The sequence below is a fragment of the Polynucleobacter sp. JS-JIR-5-A7 genome, from assembly GCF_018687935.1.
Taxonomy (GTDB): domain Bacteria; phylum Pseudomonadota; class Gammaproteobacteria; order Burkholderiales; family Burkholderiaceae; genus Polynucleobacter.
The window spans coordinates 508,265-529,150 of the sequence record NZ_CP061308.1; the positions used below are offsets into that span (position 1 = coordinate 508,265).

Genomic DNA, 20,886 nt, shown 5'->3' on the forward strand with positions numbered 1-20,886 from the left:
GCGTCTAAGTAGCCTTAAGCTTGCTATCATCTTCCCACTTTAGATGTAAATTTTTACCCCTTTTTTGAACCTCTTTTTTCCCTGCAAAGTACGCCGTGCAACTGAAATCTATCAAACTTTCCGGCTTTAAGTCTTTCGTTGACCCAACCCATTTTGAAATGCCTGGCCAATTAATTGGCGTTGTGGGTCCTAACGGTTGCGGAAAGTCGAACATTATCGACGCCGTGCGCTGGGTTTTGGGCGAATCTCGAGCCAGTGAGTTACGTGGCGAATCCATGCAAGACGTTATTTTTAATGGTTCTGGCTTACGTAAACCGTCTGGTCGTGCCAGTGTGGAACTCATTTTTGACAATTCGGAAGGACGCGCTCAAGGGCAGTGGAGTGCTTTTACAGAATTGGGTATTAAACGTGTTTTGACGCGTGACGGCAATTCAAGTTACTACGTCAACAATCAAGTTGTGCGTCGTAAAGATATTCAAGATATTTTCTTGGGTACCGGTATGGGTCCAAGAGGTTACGCCATTATTGGTCAAGGCACGATTAATCGCATCTTGGAGGCAAAACCAGAAGAGTTGCGCGTGTTCTTGGAGGAGGCAGCTGGGGTTTCTAAATACAAAGAGCGTCGTAAAGAAACTGCTTCTCGTTTAGAGGACACTGTCGAAAATTTAACCCGTGTTGAAGACATTTTGCGTGAGCTTGATCAACAACTCACTCGCTTAGAAAAACAAGCAACTGTTGCCGAGCGTCATGCGGAGCTCTCTGCACAAATGAAATCTCAGCAACAGTTACTCTGGTTTGTGCGTCAGACCGAGGCTGGAAAAGAGCAAGAGCGTCATGCCAATGCTATCCGTGATACCCAAGTGAACTTGGAAGAGCAGACTGCTAAGTTGCGTCATGCTGAGTCTGAGCTGGAAACCATGCGTACTCAACAATACGCATTGCAAGATAAAGTCTCTGAGGCGCAAGGTGAGTTATATCAAACCAACTCTGATGTGAGTCAAGTTGAATCACAGATTCATTATGTGCAAGAAGCGCGCCAACGCTTACAACAACAAACTCAAGATTTGCAGGCACAATTGCAGCGCTGGACCGTGCAAGAAACTGATGCTGCTCAAGCGCAACGCACTGCTGAGCATGAACTAAATGAAGCTTCAGAAAAAGAACAAACTCTCTTGGCAGACCTCACTGGACTACAAGGGCAGATGCCAAGTCGTGAAGAGGCTTATCAAACTGCTGCACGTGATCTCAATAACTCCCGCGAAAGCTTAGCCTCCATTGAGCAACGTCTTGCGAGTTTGGGTGAGCGTATTCGTGCCATGTCAGCTCAATCCGATGAGCTCAAAGGGCGTGAAGCCCGCTTAAGAGGTGAGCTTGATGGTATGCGTAGGCCAGATGCAGAAGCTTTGCAAATGTCGATTGATCGTCAAACTATGGCGCAGCGCAAAGTTGAAGAGTCAAAACAACGCGCAGGTGAAACGCAGCAACGCGTACCTGCTGCAGATGAAGCACGTAATGCTGCCCAACAAAACATTCAGACAGCCAATCAAGATTTGGCTCAAACTGAGGCTAAGTTAACCGCTTTGACCGCCTTACAGGCCAGCGTGCAAGCACAAGGCAAGATTGGTCCATGGCTTGAAAGTAAAGGGCTTAAAGAAAGCAAACGTCTCTGGCAAGAGCTCAAAGTAGAGAGCGGTTGGGAAGCCGCTTTGGAGTCGGTATTGCGTGAGCGTTTGGCTGCAGTGACTGCAAAGAGTGTGCAAGAAACTCTCGCTTTAGCCAATGATGCGCCTCCAAGTCGTTTGGCGATTTTGCTGACAGAAGAAATTAGCCCAGCACATACATCAGCTCCAGCGGATTTCACACCTTTATTAAGTCGTGTGCAAAGTGCTGGTGCCCCAAGGCTTACCTCTGTGTTGCAAGAGTGGTTAGACAATATTTATATTGCCTCCAGTCTCGAAGATGCTTTGCATCGCCGTGAAAAATTACCAGCTGGTGGTGCATTTGTTACTCAGCAAGGCCACTTAGTGAGTCGTGTAAGCGTGCAGTTGTACGCAGCAGATTCTGAGCAAGCTGGTATGTTGGCCCGTGCGCAAGAGATGGAAAGTCTTGAGAAACAGTTACGCGCTCAAAAATTGATGCAGAGCGAATTGCAAGGTGAATTAGATCAATGTGTTGCTAACTATCAAGCGGCTCATCAAGCAGCAGAGCAGGCCCGTATCAATGCTGAGCAGGCAGTGCAAGAAGCTCATGGCTTTGAGGTAGAAAGAATGCAGTTAACTCAGGCTGAGGAACAATATAGCCAGCGCGCTGCCCAAATTCAGGATGAGTTGGGTGAGTTGCGCCTGCAAGGTGAGCAATTGGGTAATACACAAGAGCAATCTGCGGCAGAGTTAACTCAAGCAGAGGAATCTAAGCAGGGCCTCCAGGATGCTTTAGCATCTGCTCAAGAAAAATTAGAGGCGGCCACGCAAGAACGTGATCGTTTGCGTGAATCTTTACGCGCAGCAGAAATGTCTGCACAAGAGGCTGCCTTTGCAACTCGCTCACTGCAACAGCGCATTGCAGACTTACAACGTGATCAAAGTACTGCTCGCACTCAGATCATGGAGATTCAGGATAAGTTTGATCAGGCCACTCAAGAGTTAGTTTCCTTAAGTGATGAAGAGGCGCAAGAAAAATTACAGGGACTCTTGTTAGCTCGTAGTGCGCGTGAAGCAGCTTTGGCAAACGCTCGTACTGAGCAAGATGCTTTATTACATCAATTGCGTGAGGCGGATGAAGCCCGTATGCAGGTAGAGCGTAGCTTGCAGCCAATGCGTGACAAAGTGGTTGATTTGCAATTGCGTGAGCAGGCTGCCCGTTTGAACTATGAGCAATTTGCGACTTTGTTGACCGATGCAGAAGCTGACTTAACTGCCTTGGAAGCAAACTTTAGCCCCGACTTGAAGGTTGGCGCCTTGCAGACTGAAGTCAATCGTTTAAATACTGAGATTCAATCACTGGGTCTAGTGAATATGGCTGCGCTTGATGAGTTATCCAGCTCACGTGAGCGTAAGCAGTTCTTAGATGCGCAATCTGCTGACTTGAATGAAGCAATGCAGACTCTGACTGATGCGATTGCCAAGATTGATGCAGAGACTCGTGATTTATTGCAAGGCACCTTTGATCAAGTCAATGGCCACTTTGGAAAATTATTCCCAGAACTGTTCGGCGGCGGTCATGCTGAATTGGTGATGACTGGTGAAGAGATTTTGGACGCAGGCGTTCAAGTAATGGCCCAACCTCCAGGCAAGAAAAATAGCAGCATCTACTTGCTCTCCGGTGGTGAAAAGGCTTTGACTGCGATCGCACTGGTTTTCTCACTTTTCTTGTTGAATCCAGCTCCATTCTGCTTACTCGATGAGGTTGATGCGCCATTGGATGATGCCAATACCCTGCGCTATTCTCAACTGGTCGCCAAAATGTCAGATAAAACACAGTTTTTGTTTATCTCCCACAACAAAATCACCATGGAAATTGCCCATCAGTTGATTGGTGTCACGATGCAAGAGCAGGGCGTATCACGCATTGTTGCCGTGGATATCTCTTCAGCGGTTTCAATGGTAGAGGCTGCTTAAGTGTACGTAGAACAAATCATGACAATGTTGGGCTTGTCTGATTTGCAGTTTGCCTTAGCAGTTATTGGCCTACTGATTTTGATATTGGTAGCCATCCTCAACCTTAAATACTCCCGGGCACGTCGTAAAGCAAGAGAGCAGAGTGAATATGCTCTTGATGATCGCTTTGCACGCGAGCCTAGCTTTGTTCAGGGCTTTGCAGATGCTGACTCAAGTGAGCGTAATGAACCTAGTTTTGCTAGCGCGCTTTTAGCAACGACTTCTACTCCTGAGAAGTTTGCCATCGATCCTCGTATTGACTGCGTCATTACACTACGCTTTGATGAAGGTATCAGCGGGGCAGAGATTCTTGAAGAAATTAATACATGGACAGACTTACAAGCGCAATCTGCTGCAAAGTGGATGTGCGAAGGTTTGAATGTTGATCAGGAGTGGGAAGAGTTAAACCCGAAATCTTCATACTCTGAACTCCAATTAGCTATTCAATTAGCAAGTCGCCGTGGTGCCATTGGCGTCTTGGAATTATCTGATTTCTGTTCTCGCGCTCAAGCGCTCGCTGATACCTTGGGTTCCCAAATCGATATGCCTAGCGTCAATACCATGCTAGAGAGCGCTAAAGAGTTGGATGTGATGGCGGCAGATAGTGATATTCAACTTAGTATCAACGTGCTCTTTGATGAAGCTTGCCCTTGGGGTAATTTTGATGCGCTGATGCGTCAACGTGGTTTCAAGTTAGCGCGCAATGGCCGTGAATATGAGTTTTACAGTAATGGCGCATTGATCTTTACTAGCGCAGGCTTAGACCCAAACAAGTCGGTAATGCAATTGACCTTACTCTTAGAAGTTCCTCTGGTTGCGCAAGAAGAGCGCGCCTTTGAAAGAATGTTGGCTGAGGGTGTGGAGATTGCGCAATCTGCTCATGGCCGTTTAGTAGATGACAATGGTATTAATTTGAGCGAAGCAGCTGTGATCAGTATTCGTCAGCATCTTGATGGCCTTTTTGCCAATCTTGAGAAATCTGGCATCCCTGCTGGATCTTCCACAGCTAGCAGACTCTTTAGCTAGGACATCACCTTGTCGTCGAATAGTCCGATAAATACAGCGGAGCGTTACGCATTCTTACAGGCTGAGCTTGCCCGCCTAGAGCATGCTTACTATGTTCTAGATAATCCACTATTACCTGATATTGAATATGACCGCCTCTATCGAGAGTTATTGGACATTGAAGCGGCTCATCCAGAGTGGATTACACCAGAGTCCTTATCTCAACGGGTCGGTGGCACTGCCTTAAAAGAGTTTGACTCAGTGACTCATGAAGTACCTATGCTCTCGCTCAATAATGCATTTGAAGAAGCTGAGCTAAGCGCTTTTGATCGTCGTTGTCGTGAAGGCTTGCACGCGGATCATGTTACTTATGCGGGCGAGTTAAAGTTTGATGGTCTAGCCATTTCTCTGCGTTATGAAAATGGCTCTCTAGTCAGAGCCGCTACTCGTGGTGATGGAGCCAGTGGTGAAGACGTTACTGCGAACATCAAAACAATTCGTGCCATCCCTCTGAAATTAACGGGTAAAAGTATTCCACGAGTTTTAGAGGTTCGTGGTGAAGTCTTTATGTACCTTCAAGACTTTCAAAAAATGAATCAACAGGCAGCTGCTAGTGGCGAAAAAGAATTTGCCAACCCTCGCAATGCTGCTGCGGGAAGCTTACGTCAATTAGATTCAAAGATCACTGCAAAAAGACCGCTTTCTTTCTTTGCCTATGGGCTGGGTGCTTTAGAGCCGCAGTCTTGGCTACCAAAAACTCATGAAGAATTACTCAACGCTTATATAAAACTTGGGTTGCCAGTGTGCTCAGAGCGCAGGATTCTTCATTCAGTTGCGGAGATCTTGGCTTTCTACAATGAGATTGGTGCCAAACGTGATGCATTGCCCTATGACATCGACGGTGTTGTCTATAAAGTCAATTCATTTGCAGAGCAGACAAAACTTGGCTTTGTATCTAGAGCTCCACGATTTGCATTAGCCCATAAGTATCCAGCGCAAGAGGCGCTGACTACTGTATTGGGAATCGATGTGCAAGTAGGTCGTACTGGTGCGATTACTCCCGTTGCACGACTGGCTCCAGTCGAGGTGGGGGGTGTTACTGTTACCAATGCTACCTTGCATAACGAAGATGAAGTCAAGCGCAAGGATGTGCGTATTGGGGATACCGTTTCGGTACGAAGAGCAGGTGATGTGATTCCCGAAGTAGTTTCGGTGATCAAAGATCGCCGCCCTGCAGATACGAAAGAATTTGTGATGCCAGTCAATTGCCCAGTATGTGATTCCCATATTGAGCGTTTAGCCGATGAAGCAGTGGCACGCTGTAGTGGCGGCTTATTTTGTGGTGCGCAGCGTAAGCAAGCTTTAATTCACTTTGCCCACAGAAGGGCTCTCGATATTGAAGGTTTGGGTGAAAAGATTGTTGATCAATTAGTGGATCAAAATCTCGTGAGAACGCCGGCTGATCTTTATCGCCTCGGTTTCACCGCTTTAGCGAATCTAGAGCGGATGGGTGATAAGTCAGCGGATAACCTCATTCAGGCGATTAATCAATCTAGAAATACCACCTTAGCTAGATTTATCTTCGCCCTCGGTATTCGTCATGTTGGCGAGACCACCGCAAAGGACTTGGCCAATCATTATCAATCGATGCATGCACTCATGGATGCCAGTATCGAGGATTTGTTGACTGTTAAAGATGTGGGTCCTGTGGTTGCAGACTCAATCACCAGCTTTATGCAAGAAGCACATAACCGAGAGGTCATTGAGCAACTCCTGGCTTCAGGAATGCAGCTTTCTGTCGAGGAAAAAATCATCAGCGCAGCTGTAGCGGGTAAAACATTTGTCCTTACTGGCACCTTCCCAACAATGACCCGCGATGAAGCTAAGGAACTCCTGGAAAAAGCGGGTGCTAAAGTCGCTGGCTCAGTTTCTAAAAAAACTGACTATGTCGTTGCTGGAGAGGATGCAGGCAGCAAGCTTACTAAGGCAGAAGAGTTGGGTGTACCAGTGATTGATGAGTCAGCAATGTTGCAGTTATTAAAGTAGTTCTATTCTCAAATGAATTCTCTGCATTCTAAATTTCATATCAACTCCGGGGATTGGGCTAGCTTAGAGCCAATCTCTGACCAAGAAAAACAAGTTCGCATTGATTTAGCGACAGCTTATCAATTGGCCTATTTAAAAAATTGGGATGATGGAATCTATACCCATATTTCAGCTTCAGTGCCTGATGAAGATGGTGCTTATTTACTTAATCGATTTGGATTGCGCTTTAATGAAGTGACCCCTCAAAATTTAGTAAAGGTAAACCTGCAGTGCCAGGTATTGATAGGAGAAGGCCCTGTTAATCAGACAGGGTTTGCGATTCATGGTGCAGTACATGCTGCGCGCCCTGATGCAAAGTGTGTATTACATCTTCACGTAGATTCAGTAATTGCCATATCGGCTCAAGCAAAAGGACTCTTACCAATTTCGCAGCACGCTTTACGTTTTTATCGTGATGTGGCGTACCATGACTATCAGGGATTGGCATTGTCTGCCAGGGAGCAGACTACTCTAGTAAAAAATTTGGCTGATAAGAAAGCAATCCTTTTGCATAACCACGGCAGCATTGTTTGTGGAGCTTCCATACAGCAAGCATTTTATTTAATGGATGTTCTGGATAAGGCCTGCAAAATTCAGGCGCTATCTAGGTCTGATCAGGATTTTATTTGTCCACCTGCTGAAATCTGCGAATTAACTTATAGACAGCTATGTAGCGATGGGGATGATGAGGGTCGGCTAGAATGGCCTGCATATCAAAGAGCTTTGATGGATAGCTAAAAGGAGAAAACAATGCCATTAATTCAAGTGCAATTATTCGAAGGTCGTAGTGATGATGTAAAGCGGGAATATGCAAAAGCCATCACAGAGGCTGCTGTAAAAATTATGGGTTGCACTGCAGCATCAGTCGATGTGATTTATCAGGATGTAAAAAAATCTGATTGGGCAACAGCAGGAAAACTGTGGAGTGATTCCTAGCTATTAAATAGTCGATATTCCTTCCGGGAATATCTCATATAGCATCTCTTGTATTCACAAGCGAACATAGTTTGCGCAAGATATTTCAAATCATATTTTTAGATTCTGAGGAGGCTGTATGAAAATCTGCGTCATTGGAGGTGGTGGAGCAATTGGTGGTTACTTGGCTGCTAAATTAGCCAGGGCTGGTAATCAAGTAACCGTAGTTGCGCGGGGCGCTACCCTGGCAACAATCCAAAAAAATGGTCTAACACTCTATATGGAAAGCGAGCCTCGTCCTATTGTTGCTCAGGTTAGGGCAGTGGAAAAAATTAGTGATGTCGGCATACCTGATGTCATCATGTTGGCTGTAAAGGCGCATCAAATTGAGCCAATCATTGATGATTTGGCAAGCATTGTTGGCCCTGAGACCACATTGATCCCAATGCAAAACGGCATTCCATGGTGGTACTTCCAAAATCTACCAGGCCCATTTGAAAACTTCCCGGTAGAGACGGTCGATGCTGGTGGGCAGATTATGAAAAAGATTAATCCACGAAATGTGATTGGTTGTGTTGTCTATCCAGCCACCTATGCAGAGTCTCCTGGCGTAATCCGTCATGTAGAGGGCAATCGTTTTCCGCTTGGTGAGCTTGATGGATCTCAATCCGAGCGCATCCAAAAAATTTCTCAGATGATGTCAGACGCTGGATTTAAGTCGCCTATCTTAGAAGATATTCGCTCAGAGATTTGGTTAAAGCTCTGGGGTAATATGACTTTCAATCCTATCAGTGCGCTCACTCATGAGCATCTTGAGGGCATCTGTAGAAATCCTCTGACTAAGGATTTGGCGCGCAATATGATGCTCGAGGCACAAACCATTGCTGAGAAGTTAGGAGTTATATTCCGGGTGGATGTTGAAAGACGTATTTCTGGAGCAGAAAAAGTTGGCAAACACAAAACCTCAATGCTTCAGGATCTCGAAGCTGGCAATAACTTAGAGATCGATGCACTCCTTGGTTCTGTGATTGAGCTTGGGCGCATTACCAATACTCTGACACCTTGTTTAAGCACTGTATTTGCTTTAACTAAACTTTTAAACACTAAGGTTCAAGCCTCACAAGGCAGGTTGGCTCTGCCAGAGCTTGTACTTGAACATTAGCCTTACCAAAGTCCTGCAGTATGTTGTAGTTTGATCCCATCCTGATGATGGGATTTTTTTTATTCAGACTTCCCTGCTGGCAAGCCCTTCCACCATTCCCCTTTGAATTGTCCCTGCAGCCAATCAATACATTGGACTACTTTGGTGGGGACATGTTTTGGTGAGGAGAAGACCGCATGAATTTCTTGACTTGGTAGTGTCCAATCCTCCAAGATGGGTCTCAGAACTCCATCCTTCATCGATTGATGCGCTACATAACAGGGGAGTGCAGCCAAACCCATGCCTGCTCTAGCTGCTGATAAGACGGAAGAGAGATTGTTAGAGGTGAATGGCCCTTTCACCTCGATAGATTCTGAATGACCTGATTGGTCTGTGAAACTCCAGCGATGGTCGCCTTGCACCGTGGAGTAGATTAAGGCAAGGTGTTTACGGATTTCCTCTGGGGCTTTGGGGATCGAGTGTTTTTCGAGATACTGAGGGGTAGCAACCAATACCCAAGGGTTGGTGCCAAGAAATCTCGATCCTAAAGAAGAGTCTGGTAAACGTCGCATTCGAATAGCTAAATCGACACCTTGTTCGACAAGATTGATATATCGATCATCCATACTGAGATTGACTTCAAGCTCTGGATGAAGTGCCATAAATTCGAGAATGGAGGGTGTGAGAACCCGCCGCCCAAAAGCAACCGATGAATTAATCGTTAGCCTGCCGCGAACTTTGGATTGCATCAAGGAAGCCAGGTCATCAGCCTCTTCAATTTCACGGGCTATCAACTTGCATTTTTCGTAATAAATTTTCCCAATCTCAGTGGGGGTGACTCCACGAGTGCTGCGGTGCAGCAGTAATGCCCCTAAGCGCTTCTCCATGGATGCAACAAATTTGGTGGCTGTGGGTTGGGTAATGCCTAAATCTTCAGCAGCCTTACTAAATGAGCCCGTTTCTACGACTCGAATAAAGAGGGATATTCCTTGTACGCGATCCATGACAGGGTTCTCTGGTGGCAATAGATAGGTGATTTTTACACTATTCCACAGTGGAATACTAGATATAGATTTGCTGAGGTTCTCTATTTATCTGAATTTGGGGATGATTCGTCCATACCCATATGAGGAGATGAATCATGGCAAAAATGAAAGCAGCAATGGCAGCAGTGTTGGTGATGGAAAAAGAGGGCGTTACCCAAGCCTTTGGAGTACCAGGTGCTGCAATTAATCCCCTATACGCCCAAATGCGCGAACGTCAGTCGATTGCCCATGTATTAGCGAGACACGTAGAGGGTGCTTCTCATATGGCAGAGGGCTACACAAGAGCCGCTCCAGGAAATATCGGTGTCTGTATTGGTACATCGGGCCCCGGCGGCACAGATATGATCACCGGCTTGTATTCAGCGCAAGCAGATAGCATTCCAATTTTATGTATTACAGGTCAAGCACCACGCGCTAAATTGCATAAAGAAGATTTCCAGGCGGTGGATATTGCTTCAATCGCTAAGCCTTTAACAAAGATGGCAGTTACCGTACTTGAGCCAGCATTGGTTCCAAGAGTATTCCAACAGGCATTTCACTTAATGCGCTCTGGCCGTCCTGGACCAGTGTTGATTGATTTGCCAATTGATGTGCAGATGGCTGAGATCGAGTTTGATATCGATACTTATGAGCCATTGCCTGCCTACAAACCACAGGCAACTCGCAAGCAGATTGAGAGAGCGCTTGAAATGCTTAATGAATCTGAGCGTCCCTTAATTGTGTCTGGTGGTGGCGTGATTAATTCTGACGCTTCAGACCTTTTAGTACAGTTTGCAGAGATCACTGGCATTCCTGTCATTCCTACGCTCATGGGTTGGGGCTCGATCCCTGATAGTCATCCATTGATGGCTGGTATGGTTGGTTTACAAACATCACATCGTTATGGCAATGCCACGATGTTGGCAAGTGATTTTGTTTTAGGCATCGGTAACCGTTGGGCAAATCGCCACACTGGTTCAACCGAGGTGTATTGCAAGGGCCGTAAGTTTATCCACGTCGATATTGAGCCTACTCAGATCGGTCGTATCTTTACTCCTGATTTTGGTATTGTGTCCGATGCAAAAGCTGCGTTAGCCCTGTTTATAGAAGTTGCAACGGAGATGAAGAAAGCTGGCAAGCTGAAAGATCGTACTAAGTGGTCAGCTGAATGCTTGGGTAGAAAAAATTCCATCGACTATCAGCGCAAGACAAACTTTAATGAATCTCCAATGAAGCCGCAGCGCGTGTATCAAGAGATGGTTCAAACGTTTGGCGAAGATGTCACTTATGTCAGTACGATTGGTCTCTCGCAAATTGCTGGCGCTCAATTCTTGAAAGTATTCAAGCCTCGTCATTGGATTAACTGTGGTCAAGCTGGTCCATTGGGCTGGACAGTACCAGCAGCTCTAGGTGTACGTGCTGCTGATCCAACCCGCAAGATTGTGGCCCTCTCAGGAGACTATGACTTCCAGTTCATGATTGAAGAGTTGGCTGTCGGCGCACAGTTTAAGTTGCCATTCATCCAAATTTTAGTTAACAACAGTTATCTTGGATTAATCCGACAAGCACAACGTGGCTTTGAGATGGATTACTGTGTGCAATTGGCTTTCGATAACGTCAATATTCCGGAAAGCGCTGGTATTGTGAAGGGCTATGGCGTCGATCACGTGAAGGTTGTTGAGGGACTTGGCTGTAAGGCCATCAGAGTAGAGCGTGAAGACCAATTGGCTCCTGCAATTGCTCAAGCCGAGGCATGGATTGCTGAATTTAGAGTACCAGTCGTAGTTGAAGTGATTCTAGAGCGAGTCACTAACATTGCGATGGGGACAGAAATCGATAGCGTTAATGAGTTTGAGCCTGTTGCTAAATCTATTGAAGATGCTCCAGTAGCAGTTCTTCAGTCCTAGTTTGTCATTCAGAAAAGAGAATATTCAATGCCTCGTTTTGCCGCCAATTTGTCCATGCTCTTTACAGAAGATGCATTCTTAAATCGCTTTGCGCTTGCTCGAGTTGGTGGTTTTAAGGCTGTAGAATTTTTATTTCCTTATGCATTTTCTAAGGATGAAATTAAGTCTTGTTTGGATACTTATGCGTTGAAATTGGTTTTGCATAACCTGCCTGCAGGCGATTGGGAGGCTGGCGAGCGAGGTATTGCTTGCAACCCTGATCGCGTTGCAGAGTTTCGTGCTGGGGTAGATAAAGCGATTGAATATGCCACTTTTTTAAATGTTAAGCAGTTAAATTGTTTAGCAGGCAAGGCGCCTGCCGGGGTTGATCCTAAAGTGCTACGCGATACTTTTGTTGGTAACTTAGGCTACGCAGCAGAGCAGTTAAGCAAAGCAAAACTCAATCTCTTAATTGAGCCTATCAATACTTATGATATTCCAGGGTTCTACTTATCAAGAACTCAGCAAGCGATTGAAATCATGGATGAGGTAGGTGCTGATAACTTGTATTTGCAATATGACATCTATCATGCTCAGCGCATGGAAGGTGAGTTAGCAAATACGATTCAAAAATATCTCCCTAGAATTGGGCATATTCAGTTAGCAGACAATCCTGGACGTAATGAGCCTGGTACTGGCGAAATTAACTATGACTTCTTATTTGGCTTCCTGGATAAGATTGGATATAAGGGCTGGATTGGTTGTGAATACAAGCCTCTCAAGAACACTGCTGCAGGCCTTGCATGGATGGAGAAGTATGAGCATTCTCATCATGAGTCTGCTTTTGCATAATAGCTTACTAGAATTTAAGCTAAATCCTTAACTCCTCAAGTGGTTTCATCCTAAGCAATGGATTCTGCTTAGGGCTAATCTGCTTTATTGCAGTTGAGGTACGGCATATACCTATTCGTAGCACAGCCCTCACTCCAGCCTCATACCCCCACTTTTAAAGTTAAGATATTCATCCAATTAAAAGCAATTTTTTAGATGTCAGTAATTTCTTACTAAAAAATCAGGTGGTGATTTTTAGAGGCTCTCGTTACGATTATCCGTTTGAGAGTCTTCTATGCAAAAATTTTCTGGATTTTTTGGCGCCATCATTGACCCCGCTAGATATAAAAACATAGATAGTGTTCTGGTTGTAATGCATGCAAATGTAGAGTTCGTTAATTTTCTAGCTGCATTGGGTAGCGTCATTAGAATAGCGGGAGTTATACCCAAAGCAAGCTCTAAAAAATTTGCAAATCTAAATGCCTTACAGCAGTGCTATCCAGTATTTGATATTGATCGAAGCTCGATATTAGCAAGCCCATCTGAATTTATTAAAAAAATTGATTGCCTAATAAAAAATGAGCGGTTCGCAATTATAGATATGGGAGGATATTTTTCTCATGTTGCATTGGATCTGGTTAAAAAATTTGATAATCAAATTATTGGGATTGTGGAGGATACAGAGAACGGTCATCAGCGATATGAGTCTCTACTTAGGCAAAAGGATTCTTCCGAGACTCTTGTCCCGGTAATTTCAGTCGCACGAAGCCCTCTTAAGGAGCCCGAAGATTCCTTAGTTGGACAAGCTATTGTTTTTTCCGCTGAGGCAATCATGCGCTCTCATGGATTGATTCTGCTTGGAAAGCGTGTTGGAGTCATTGGATTTGGGAAGATTGGAAGATCAATCGCTTTTTCTCTTTTATCGAGAGGCTCTAGAGTAGATGTTTTTGACTCAAACCCGATTCTTCTAGCTTCTGCTTTATCGCTTGGTTTTCATACATCTTCTAGACCTGAGTTTCTAAGATCGGCAGATATTTTATTTTGCGCTACTGGGAATAAGTCTCTATCGATTGCTGATGAGATTTATTTTAAAGACAGACTCCATATATTTTGTGCAACCTCGTCTGATGACGAGCTATCAGCATGTATCCGATATAAGATTGACTCTTCCCTTTTATCGACAAGAAAGCATACCTCCAAAATTTCTATGGGTGGTAAGTCTATTTATATACATAACGAAGGTAACTCAGTTAATTTTGTACATGGTGCAGTCGTTGATAGTTTTATTGAGTTGGTGCAGGGTGAAATTATTTATTCAATTGGAAGTCTGCAGGATGCGCCTCAAAACACAATTTCTTATCTTCCAGATTCTGATAAAAAATTTATTGCTGATAAATGGATATCGCATCATCAGCATGCGTAGAGGGGGTATTTAGTGGTACATGAGTCCTTGACAGTGTTGGCCTCTGTAATATCCTCATTTAGTCGCGCAGGACTTAATGTTGTTGATCGAAAGCAATTTCGACAAGAAGAAGTTTGCCCTTTGGTAATTGGCTATTGGAATAATCTTTTGCCAGTTTTATTCATATCCCCAATTATTTTCTTCACCCCAGCATCTAATTATTATCTTAGTGACCTTTTTTCTTTGGAAATTATTTTTCTTGCAGCCTTGATTCAGTGCGTAGCCTACTCTTTTTCTTTTGCATTTAAAAAACTAAGAGTTACGGATATAGCAGTTTTAACAAAAACTGCTGACATAACAGTTCCGCTAGCATTGGTATTTTTGGGCTTGTATTTGATTCCCTATAGCTTCTTTTTGCTACTGCCGATAATATCGATAATTTTTATTTACTCTGCTGGACTTAATATTGTTAAGAAGACCTACAAATCGTCATTAGTTCTAGTATTAGCACTTACTGCTCAAGGAGTATATGCATATGTTGTAGGTTCTACTGTGTATTTCAATAGAGGTTTTTGGAGTCTACTTTCTGTTGCATTTTCAGTGCTAGTTTGGAGATTTATATTTTCAGGTACTCTTATGCTTTATCGCCAGCGCATCTCTCGCCTCTATTATTTCCCTATACAATTTCTAACTAGGACTGGATTTTATATTCGAGGAATCTTAACTGTATTAACACAGGTGACATTTATCTTTGCAATTACAGCAAAGAATTTGCTGGTTGTTTGGCCAATACTAAATGCAACTGGTTTTTTAGGTGCAGTGTTTGCGTATTTCTTTCTTGGTGAAAAATTAGCCCCAAGAGATTTTTTATTTCTTTTATTTGCATTTTTAATCAGTGGGGTAGCAGTTTTTGCTCTTAATTATGAAAAGCTTTAATGTAAACGCCATTCCAAATTTTGATATTAGCAAATCAATTGCCCTGTTTGGCCGTCGCGTGCATTCAGTCTTGAATTATGAAAATCCATTCAGTAGGTCAAATCAGATTGGACATGTCACTGCAAGTGGTTTGTTAGTACATGAAAACAAAGCATTACTGATCTTTCATCCATATATTAAAGCTTGGTTTCAGCCTGGTGGCCATATTGATGATGGTGAATCACCTATTGAGGCGGCTATTCGCGAGGTATACGAAGAAACTGGCTTCATATGCGCATTGGAATCGGGAGGTCTTGAGCCAGTTGATGTTGATGTTCATGAAATTCCTGCAAATCCTCAGAAGGGTGAAGGGGTTCATTTGCATATTGACTTACTTTATAGGCTGAAAGTTTTAAGACAGGATAAATCGTCAGAAGATATTTTGTATGACTGGTTTTCTTTTGACCAAATTAAAAGTACTCGCATTCGCCGAGTTCTGTCCAACCTAAGTGCCTAAAGCCTCAAGTAACTCGGTCTCTAATTGAATCTGTAGCTTTGGATTTTTGCCCAAGTTGGCGGCATCCAGCAGTAATACGTCTTCTACTCGTTCACCAAGAGTATTGATACGCGCGGTATGAATCGATACTTGATGTTTAGCTAGCACTCTAGAGATGGTGTAGAGCAGTCCAGTCCGATCGCTTGCAGAGAGTGCAAGTGTGTAATAGCGCCCGCGATCATCTGGAGCCATATAAACCCGGGGCTTAATGGGGAAGGTGCGAGATTGTCTAGAGAGGCGACCCATGCTTGGAGTGGGTAAGGGATCTGCATTGCTTAATGCAGCAGTAAGCTCAAACTCTACCAGTTGAATGATGTCGCGGTAGCTACTGCCCTCATCTACTAGGGTGCTACCAGAAATTTGGAAAGTATCTAAAGCGTAACCATGGCGAGTGGTATGAATGCGCGCATCCCAGATAGAGAAACCATGCTTTTCAAAGTACGCGCAGATTCTGGCAAATAGATCTTCTTGATCTTTGATATACACCGCGACCTGCAAACCTTCGCCAATGGGCGACAACCTTGCGCGCACAATAGGCTGGTCGTTATTCACCTTGTTATAAAGATGACGCGTTAACCAAGCTATATCAGATGAGTCCTGGCGAAGGAAGAAGGCAACATCTAATTGTTTCCATAGTTCTTCATAAGCCTCGTCATTGATGCCATACAGGCGTAATTTAGCCTTGGACTCTTCTTGGTGTTGCGCCAATTCTGAAGAGGCATCTGGCTTGGCTCCACCTAAGACTCTGAGAGTGGCGCGATAGAGATCTTCAAGCAGTTTGCCTTTCCAGGCATTCCAGACTTTAGGGCTGGTGCCACGGACATCAGCTACGGTTAAGAGGTACAAAGCGGTGAGATGACGTTCATCACCCATCTTCTTGGCAAAAGCCCGTACTACATCTGGATCTGTGATGTCTTGCTTTTGAGCTACCTGGCTCATATTGAGATGTTCTGCAACTAACCAGATCAAGAGCTCAGTATCTTTTTTATCAAGACCATGGTCTTTGGCAAACTTGCGCATATCGGCTTTGCCAAGTTGCGAATGATCCCCGCCACGTCCTTTGGCAATGTCGTGGAAAAGTGCGGCAATCACTAGTAACCAGGGCTTTTCAAAATGGGCAATTAAGCTGCTACAAAATGGAAACTCATGGGTATGTTCAACGACCATGAAGCGGCGCACATTACGCAACACCATCAAAATGTGCTGATCAACGGTGTAGACATGAAACAAGTCATGCTGCATCTGCCCAACAATTTTTCTGAAGGCAGGCAGGTATCGACCGAGAACACTACTACGGTTCATTAAATGGAATGCTCGACTTACACCTTCGGGCTGCTTGAGAATCTCGATAAAGAGGGCTCGATTAATAGGGTTGGCTCGCCACTTAGCATCCATTTTTTGGCGGGCGTTATACAGTGCTCGAAAAATAGTTGCTGAAAGGCTTTTGACGTTAGCTGTTTGCGAAAATACCAGGAAGGTTCGCAAAATTTGTTCAGGATGATTCTGAAACAATTGTGGGTCAGTAATATCGAGTACACCTTGCCGCTCAATGAAATACTCATTACCTTCGCCTGGAATAGGGCGAGTGGTTTTAGATTCTTGCGGAAAGAGGAGTGCTTCAATGTTTTGTAAAAGAACATCGTTTAATTGCGTGACCGCTTTAGCAGCCCAGTAGTAGCGACGCATAATCGCTTCACTGGCTTGGCGTGAAGAATCGGTTTCAATGCCCATTGATTTCGCCAGTGGTGCCTGTAAGTCAAAAGCAATCACATCTTGGCGACGTCCTGCGAGCAGATGCAAATTGACCCTCAGGGTGTCCAGAAAGCGTTGATTACGATTCAGTTCCGTTAGCTCGCGCTGGGTGACTAAGCCGGCTTCATTTAAGTCTTTAAAGGTATTGCCCAATAATGCCGCCTTACTGACCCAAGAGATGACCTGCAGATCACGTAAGCCACCGGGACTCTCTTTACAGTTAGGCTCAAGCGAGTACGGTGTATTTTGATATTTGTAGTGACGTTGTATTTGCTCTGCTTGTTTAGCTTGAAAGAAGCTCTTTGGATCCATTGCACCTTCATAAGCGGCGGCAAATTCTTTAAAGAGTTGTTTTTTCCCGCAGATCAAGCGCGCTTCAAGAAGTGAAGTGCGAACCGTGATGTCCTGCTCTGACTCTGAAATGCACTCTGCAACGGTTCTTACTGAGGAGGCAATTTCAAGGCCAGTATCCCAACACCTTGCAACAAATTGCTCTACTTTTTTTGATACAGCATCAACCATAGTTGTGTTGGGTGGAAGCAATATCAGAATGTCAATATCAGAATAGGGGAAGAGGGCGCCTCTTCCATATCCGCCAACAGCCACCAGGGTTGCTTCGCTGTTCAAGTCATAGTCATTCCACAAGTGAGCGAGTAGTTGATCAGTCAGTTTGCTCAGTTGTTTAGTGAGCTTGCCGGCAGCCTGTGTTTTTTTAAACTCTGTATAAGCAACTTCACGAGCGACACGCAGACCTGCCGCATCAGTAATCTTATTGACTGTCTGCGACTTAGTCATGTGATTACGCGCTAGCTGTTAAAGGCCTGAATGCAAGACCTTTAACGCAGTCCGGCGGAGGATTGCTGCCCTCTGACCAGGTTAATACCTCAACGCCAGTTTGCGTCACCAAAAGTGTATGTTCCCACTGCGCAGACAAGCTACGATCTTTGGTTTTGACAGTCCACTGATCTGGCATGGTTCTAATTTCACGACGACCTGCGTTGATCATCGGCTCAATGGTGAAAGTCATGCCAGCTTCTAATTTCTCACCAGTGCCTGGGCGACCATAGTGAAGGATTTGCGGGTCTTGATGAAACACTTTACCGATGCCGTGCCCGCAGTACTCACGCACAACGGAATAGCCTGCTTTTTCAGCATGTGTTTGAATCACGTGACCAATGTCACCGAGTGATGCACCTGGTTTCACTTGAGCAATGCCCAGCCACATGCATTCAAAAGTAATTTGCGTCAGACGCTTGGCCAGCAGAGAAACTTCACCAACCATGAACATCCGACTGGTGTCACCGTAATAACCATCGGGAGTAATGACGGTGATATCTAAGTTAACCACATCACCAATTTTGAGAACTTTGTCCCCAGGAATGCCATGGCAAATCACATCATTGACCGAGGTGCAAATGGACGCCGGAAATGGTGGGTAACCTGGGGGTTGGTAGTTCAGTGGCGCAGGAATAGTTTTTTGCACGTCCCGCATGTACTCGTGGCAAATGCGATCGAGTTCGCCAGTGGTAACGCCAGCCTTAATATGGGGAGCTACATGATCCAAAACTTCACTCGCTAAGCGACCAGCCTCACGCATCCCAAGGATGTCTTTTTCTGCGGTAAATACACTATTCATTCCTTGATTATCAACGACTTGGACAGTCTTGGCTTACCAATACTGCCTAAAAAATAGGCGGTAACCCAGTTTTTAGGGTAGTTAGAGCCAGTTTTATCGCGCTGGGTCTTGGGGCAGACTTGGCTAAGACTAGCTAGAGCCTTGATAGTTAAGCTATAATTTTGGTCTCAGGTCTATTTTGGACTTGAAATCGCGAGTTGAGCCCTCCAGGGTGGCGTTTTTTAGCGCAGCTAGGACTCAACTTTAGAACTAACCCTTAGGAGATGTTATGTCAGTAACAATGCGTCAAATGCTGGAAGCCGGTTGCCATTTTGGTCACCAAACACGCTTCTGGTCCCCAAAGATGGCCCCATTTATTTTCGGTCATCGTAATAAGATCCACATCATCAACTTGGAAAAAACATTGCCAATGTTTCAGGACGCCCTGAAATTTGCAAAACAAGTTGCTGCTAATCGTGGCACGATTTTGTTTGTTGGTACTAAGCGTCAATCACGTGAGATCATTGCTGAAGAAGCTGCTCGTGCTGGTATGCCTTATATCGATAGCCGTTGGCTGGGTGGCACACTCACCAACTTCAAAACAGTTAAAGGTTCCCTCAAGCGCTTGAAGGACATGGAAGTTGCTAAAGAAGCTGGCGACTGGGAAAAGCTTTCCAAGAAAGAAGCTTTGACGAATGACCGTGATCTCGACAAACTACAAAAAGCCCTTGGCGGTATTAAAGATTTGAACGGCGTTCCTGATGCGATTTTCGTAGTGGACGTTGGTTATCACAAGATTGCGATTACTGAAGCGAACAAGCTCGGTATTCCAGTGATCGCTGTGGTGGATACTAACCACTCACCAGAAGGCGTTGATTACATCATCCCTGGTAACGATGACTCAAGCAAAGCTGTAACCCTCTATGCACGTGGTATTGCTGACGCAATCCTCGAAGGCAAAGCGAACTCTGTTCAAGAAATCTTGACAGCCGTTAAAGAAGGTGAAGAAGAGTTTGTTGAAGAAGGGAAAGCTGAATAATGGCCGCTATTACCGCTGCAATGGTTGGCGAATTACGCGCCAAAACTGATGCTCCGATGATGGAGTGCAAAAAAGCTTTGACAGAGGCTGATGGTGATATGGCTCGTGCAGAAGAAATACTGCGTGTAAAGCTGGGTAGCAAAGCTGGTAAAGCGGCTTCACGCGTTACTGCTGAAGGTATCGTGGCCGTTTCTATCAATGGCACTAACGGTGCTTTGTTAGAGGTGAATTGCGAAACTGACTTCGTTTCTAAGAATGATGACTTCTTGGCATTTGCAAATGACTGCGTCAAGTTGGTTGCTGAAAAGAACCCAGCTGATGTTGCTGCATTGCTCGCACTGCCTTTAAACGGATCTACGGTGGATACAGTGCGTAGCGCATTGATTGGCAAAATTGGTGAGAACATCATGCCACGTCGCTTCAAGCGTTTTACTGGTAGCAATAAGTTGGTTTCTTACCTCCATGGCACCCGCATTGGTGTTGTGGTTGAGTTTGAAGGCGACGACACTGCTGCTAAAGATGTTGCGATGCACGTTGCTGCCATGAAGCCAGTTGCTTTGTCTACGGCTGACGTTCCTGCTGAGTCGATTGCGATTGAGCGTAGCGTCGCGGTTCAAAAGGCTGCTGAATCTGGTAAACCACCTGAAATCGTTGAGAAGATGGTGGAAGGTTCCATTCAGAAGTACCTCAAAGAAGTTTCTTTACTGAATCAGACTTTTGTAAAGAACGATAAGCAAACCGTTGAGCAAATGCTCAAAGCTGCCAACACAAACGTCAAAGGTTTTACGATGTTTGTTGTGGGTGAAGGCATTGAGAAGCGTCAAGACGACTTTGCGGCTGAAGTGGCTGCTCAGGTAGCTGCCGCCTCTAAAGCTACTGCGTAATTAGCCAGCTCTGGGCTTGCCCCAGTAGGTCAGTAATACCCAAAAGGGCATAGAAACTCAGGTTTCTGTGCCCTTTTGTTTGATCTTTCCCAAGCCCTTTATAATTTGGCGGAGATATTAAAAAAGTACTTAAAGATCAATAAGCTAAGTATGCAAAGTACTTGGCAAATTACGGAAAA

The 20,886-nt window shown here is 44.8% G+C and carries 16 protein-coding genes; 13 read left to right on the plus strand and 3 right to left on the minus strand.

Annotated elements, in window-relative coordinates:
• Positions 1-95 precede the first annotated feature (95 nt).
• The 6 genes from smc (at position 96) to AOC29_RS02730 (ending at position 8,823) form a co-directional block, all read left to right on the plus strand.
• Positions 96-3,617, plus strand: a complete 3,522-nt coding sequence (gene smc / locus AOC29_RS02705; protein WP_215296513.1) for a chromosome segregation protein SMC — start codon at positions 96-98, stop codon at positions 3,615-3,617.
• Positions 3,618-4,682 carry a cell division protein ZipA C-terminal FtsZ-binding domain-containing protein gene (locus tag AOC29_RS02710; RefSeq protein ID WP_251370052.1) on the plus strand — a complete coding sequence of 355 codons (1,065 nt, stop codon included), beginning with the start codon at positions 3,618-3,620 and terminating at the stop codon, positions 4,680-4,682.
• A gap of 9 nt (positions 4,683-4,691) precedes the next feature.
• On the plus strand, positions 4,692-6,707 hold the full coding sequence (ligA, locus tag AOC29_RS02715; RefSeq protein WP_215296514.1) for an NAD-dependent DNA ligase LigA: 2,016 nt from the start codon (positions 4,692-4,694) through the stop codon (positions 6,705-6,707).
• 12 nt (positions 6,708-6,719) lie between these two features.
• Positions 6,720-7,484, plus strand: coding sequence for a class II aldolase/adducin family protein (locus AOC29_RS02720; RefSeq protein WP_215296515.1), 765 nt, complete (start codon positions 6,720-6,722; stop codon positions 7,482-7,484).
• A 12-nt stretch (positions 7,485-7,496) separates the two neighbouring features.
• Positions 7,497-7,682, plus strand: coding sequence for a 4-oxalocrotonate tautomerase (locus tag AOC29_RS02725; RefSeq protein WP_215296516.1), 186 nt, complete (start codon positions 7,497-7,499; stop codon positions 7,680-7,682).
• Positions 7,683-7,800: 118 nt separating this feature from the next.
• Positions 7,801-8,823, plus strand: coding sequence for a 2-dehydropantoate 2-reductase (locus AOC29_RS02730; RefSeq protein ID WP_215296517.1), 1,023 nt, complete (start codon positions 7,801-7,803; stop codon positions 8,821-8,823).
• Positions 8,824-8,882: 59 nt separating this feature from the next.
• Here the strand turns inward: AOC29_RS02730 and AOC29_RS02735 are convergent, their stop codons facing one another.
• The gene (locus tag AOC29_RS02735) at positions 8,883-9,806 is read right to left on the minus strand and encodes a LysR family transcriptional regulator (protein WP_215296518.1); all 924 of its coding nucleotides are present in this window, start codon (positions 9,804-9,806) and stop codon (positions 8,883-8,885) included.
• A gap of 137 nt (positions 9,807-9,943) precedes the next feature.
• On the opposite strand from AOC29_RS02735, the gene gcl reads away from it, so the two are divergent.
• The 5 genes from gcl to AOC29_RS02760 all read left to right on the plus strand — a co-directional run bounded on the left by gcl (position 9,944) and on the right by AOC29_RS02760 (position 15,378).
• Positions 9,944-11,734: a glyoxylate carboligase gene (gene gcl / locus AOC29_RS02740; protein ID WP_215296519.1), complete on the plus strand. Its 1,791-nt coding sequence runs from the start codon at positions 9,944-9,946 to the stop codon at positions 11,732-11,734.
• 27 nt (positions 11,735-11,761) lie between these two features.
• Positions 11,762-12,565, plus strand: a complete 804-nt coding sequence (gene hyi / locus AOC29_RS02745) for a hydroxypyruvate isomerase (RefSeq protein ID WP_215296520.1) — start codon at positions 11,762-11,764, stop codon at positions 12,563-12,565.
• A gap of 274 nt (positions 12,566-12,839) precedes the next feature.
• Positions 12,840-13,967, plus strand: coding sequence for an NAD(P)-dependent oxidoreductase (locus AOC29_RS02750; protein ID WP_215296521.1), 1,128 nt, complete (start codon positions 12,840-12,842; stop codon positions 13,965-13,967).
• Between the two features lie 27 nt (positions 13,968-13,994).
• Positions 13,995-14,882: a hypothetical protein gene (locus tag AOC29_RS02755; RefSeq protein WP_215296522.1), complete on the plus strand. Its 888-nt coding sequence runs from the start codon at positions 13,995-13,997 to the stop codon at positions 14,880-14,882.
• Positions 14,869-15,378, plus strand: a complete 510-nt coding sequence (locus tag AOC29_RS02760; protein WP_215296523.1) for an NUDIX hydrolase — start codon at positions 14,869-14,871, stop codon at positions 15,376-15,378. Before AOC29_RS02755 ends, AOC29_RS02760 begins: the two co-directional genes overlap by 14 nt.
• On the opposite strand, the gene AOC29_RS02765 is transcribed toward AOC29_RS02760, so the two are convergent.
• Together AOC29_RS02765 and map are read right to left on the minus strand one after the other, a co-directional pair.
• Positions 15,367-17,964 carry a [protein-PII] uridylyltransferase gene (locus AOC29_RS02765; protein WP_215296524.1) on the minus strand — a complete coding sequence of 866 codons (2,598 nt, stop codon included), beginning with the start codon at positions 17,962-17,964 and terminating at the stop codon, positions 15,367-15,369. The two genes, AOC29_RS02760 and AOC29_RS02765, sit on opposite strands and share 12 nt — an antisense overlap.
• Positions 17,965-17,968: 4 nt before the next feature.
• Positions 17,969-18,805, minus strand: coding sequence for a type I methionyl aminopeptidase (gene map, locus AOC29_RS02770; RefSeq protein WP_215296525.1), 837 nt, complete (start codon positions 18,803-18,805; stop codon positions 17,969-17,971).
• 268 nt (positions 18,806-19,073) lie between these two features.
• Between map and rpsB the strand changes: the two genes are divergently transcribed.
• Together rpsB and tsf are read left to right on the plus strand one after the other, a co-directional pair.
• Entirely contained in the window at positions 19,074-19,823 is a 750-nt protein-coding gene (rpsB, locus tag AOC29_RS02775) for a 30S ribosomal protein S2 (protein ID WP_071467757.1), read from the plus strand.
• A complete protein-coding gene (tsf, locus tag AOC29_RS02780) occupies positions 19,823-20,707 on the plus strand; it encodes a translation elongation factor Ts (RefSeq protein WP_215296526.1) in 885 nt (294 codons plus the stop codon). Before rpsB ends, tsf begins: the two co-directional genes overlap by 1 nt.
• The last annotated feature ends 179 nt before the right edge of the window (positions 20,708-20,886 follow it).

Coding starts and splice junctions, on each gene's coding strand:
- AOC29_RS02720 (WP_215296515.1), top strand. CDS start 6,720: ATGAATTCTCTGCATTCTAAATTTCATATCAACTCCGGGGATTGGGCT.
- AOC29_RS02725 (WP_215296516.1), top strand. CDS start 7,497: ATGCCATTAATTCAAGTGCAATTATTCGAAGGTCGTAGTGATGATGTA.
- AOC29_RS02730 (WP_215296517.1), top strand. CDS start 7,801: ATGAAAATCTGCGTCATTGGAGGTGGTGGAGCAATTGGTGGTTACTTG.
- AOC29_RS02735 (WP_215296518.1), bottom strand. CDS start 9,806: ATGGATCGCGTACAAGGAATATCCCTCTTTATTCGAGTCGTAGAAACG.
- gcl (WP_215296519.1), top strand. CDS start 9,944: ATGGCAAAAATGAAAGCAGCAATGGCAGCAGTGTTGGTGATGGAAAAA.
- hyi (WP_215296520.1), top strand. CDS start 11,762: ATGCCTCGTTTTGCCGCCAATTTGTCCATGCTCTTTACAGAAGATGCA.
- AOC29_RS02750 (WP_215296521.1), top strand. CDS start 12,840: ATGCAAAAATTTTCTGGATTTTTTGGCGCCATCATTGACCCCGCTAGA.
- AOC29_RS02760 (WP_215296523.1), top strand. CDS start 14,869: ATGAAAAGCTTTAATGTAAACGCCATTCCAAATTTTGATATTAGCAAA.
- AOC29_RS02765 (WP_215296524.1), bottom strand. CDS start 17,964: ATGACTAAGTCGCAGACAGTCAATAAGATTACTGATGCGGCAGGTCTG.
- map (WP_215296525.1), bottom strand. CDS start 18,805: ATGAATAGTGTATTTACCGCAGAAAAAGACATCCTTGGGATGCGTGAG.
- rpsB (WP_071467757.1), top strand. CDS start 19,074: ATGTCAGTAACAATGCGTCAAATGCTGGAAGCCGGTTGCCATTTTGGT.
- tsf (WP_215296526.1), top strand. CDS start 19,823: ATGGCCGCTATTACCGCTGCAATGGTTGGCGAATTACGCGCCAAAACT.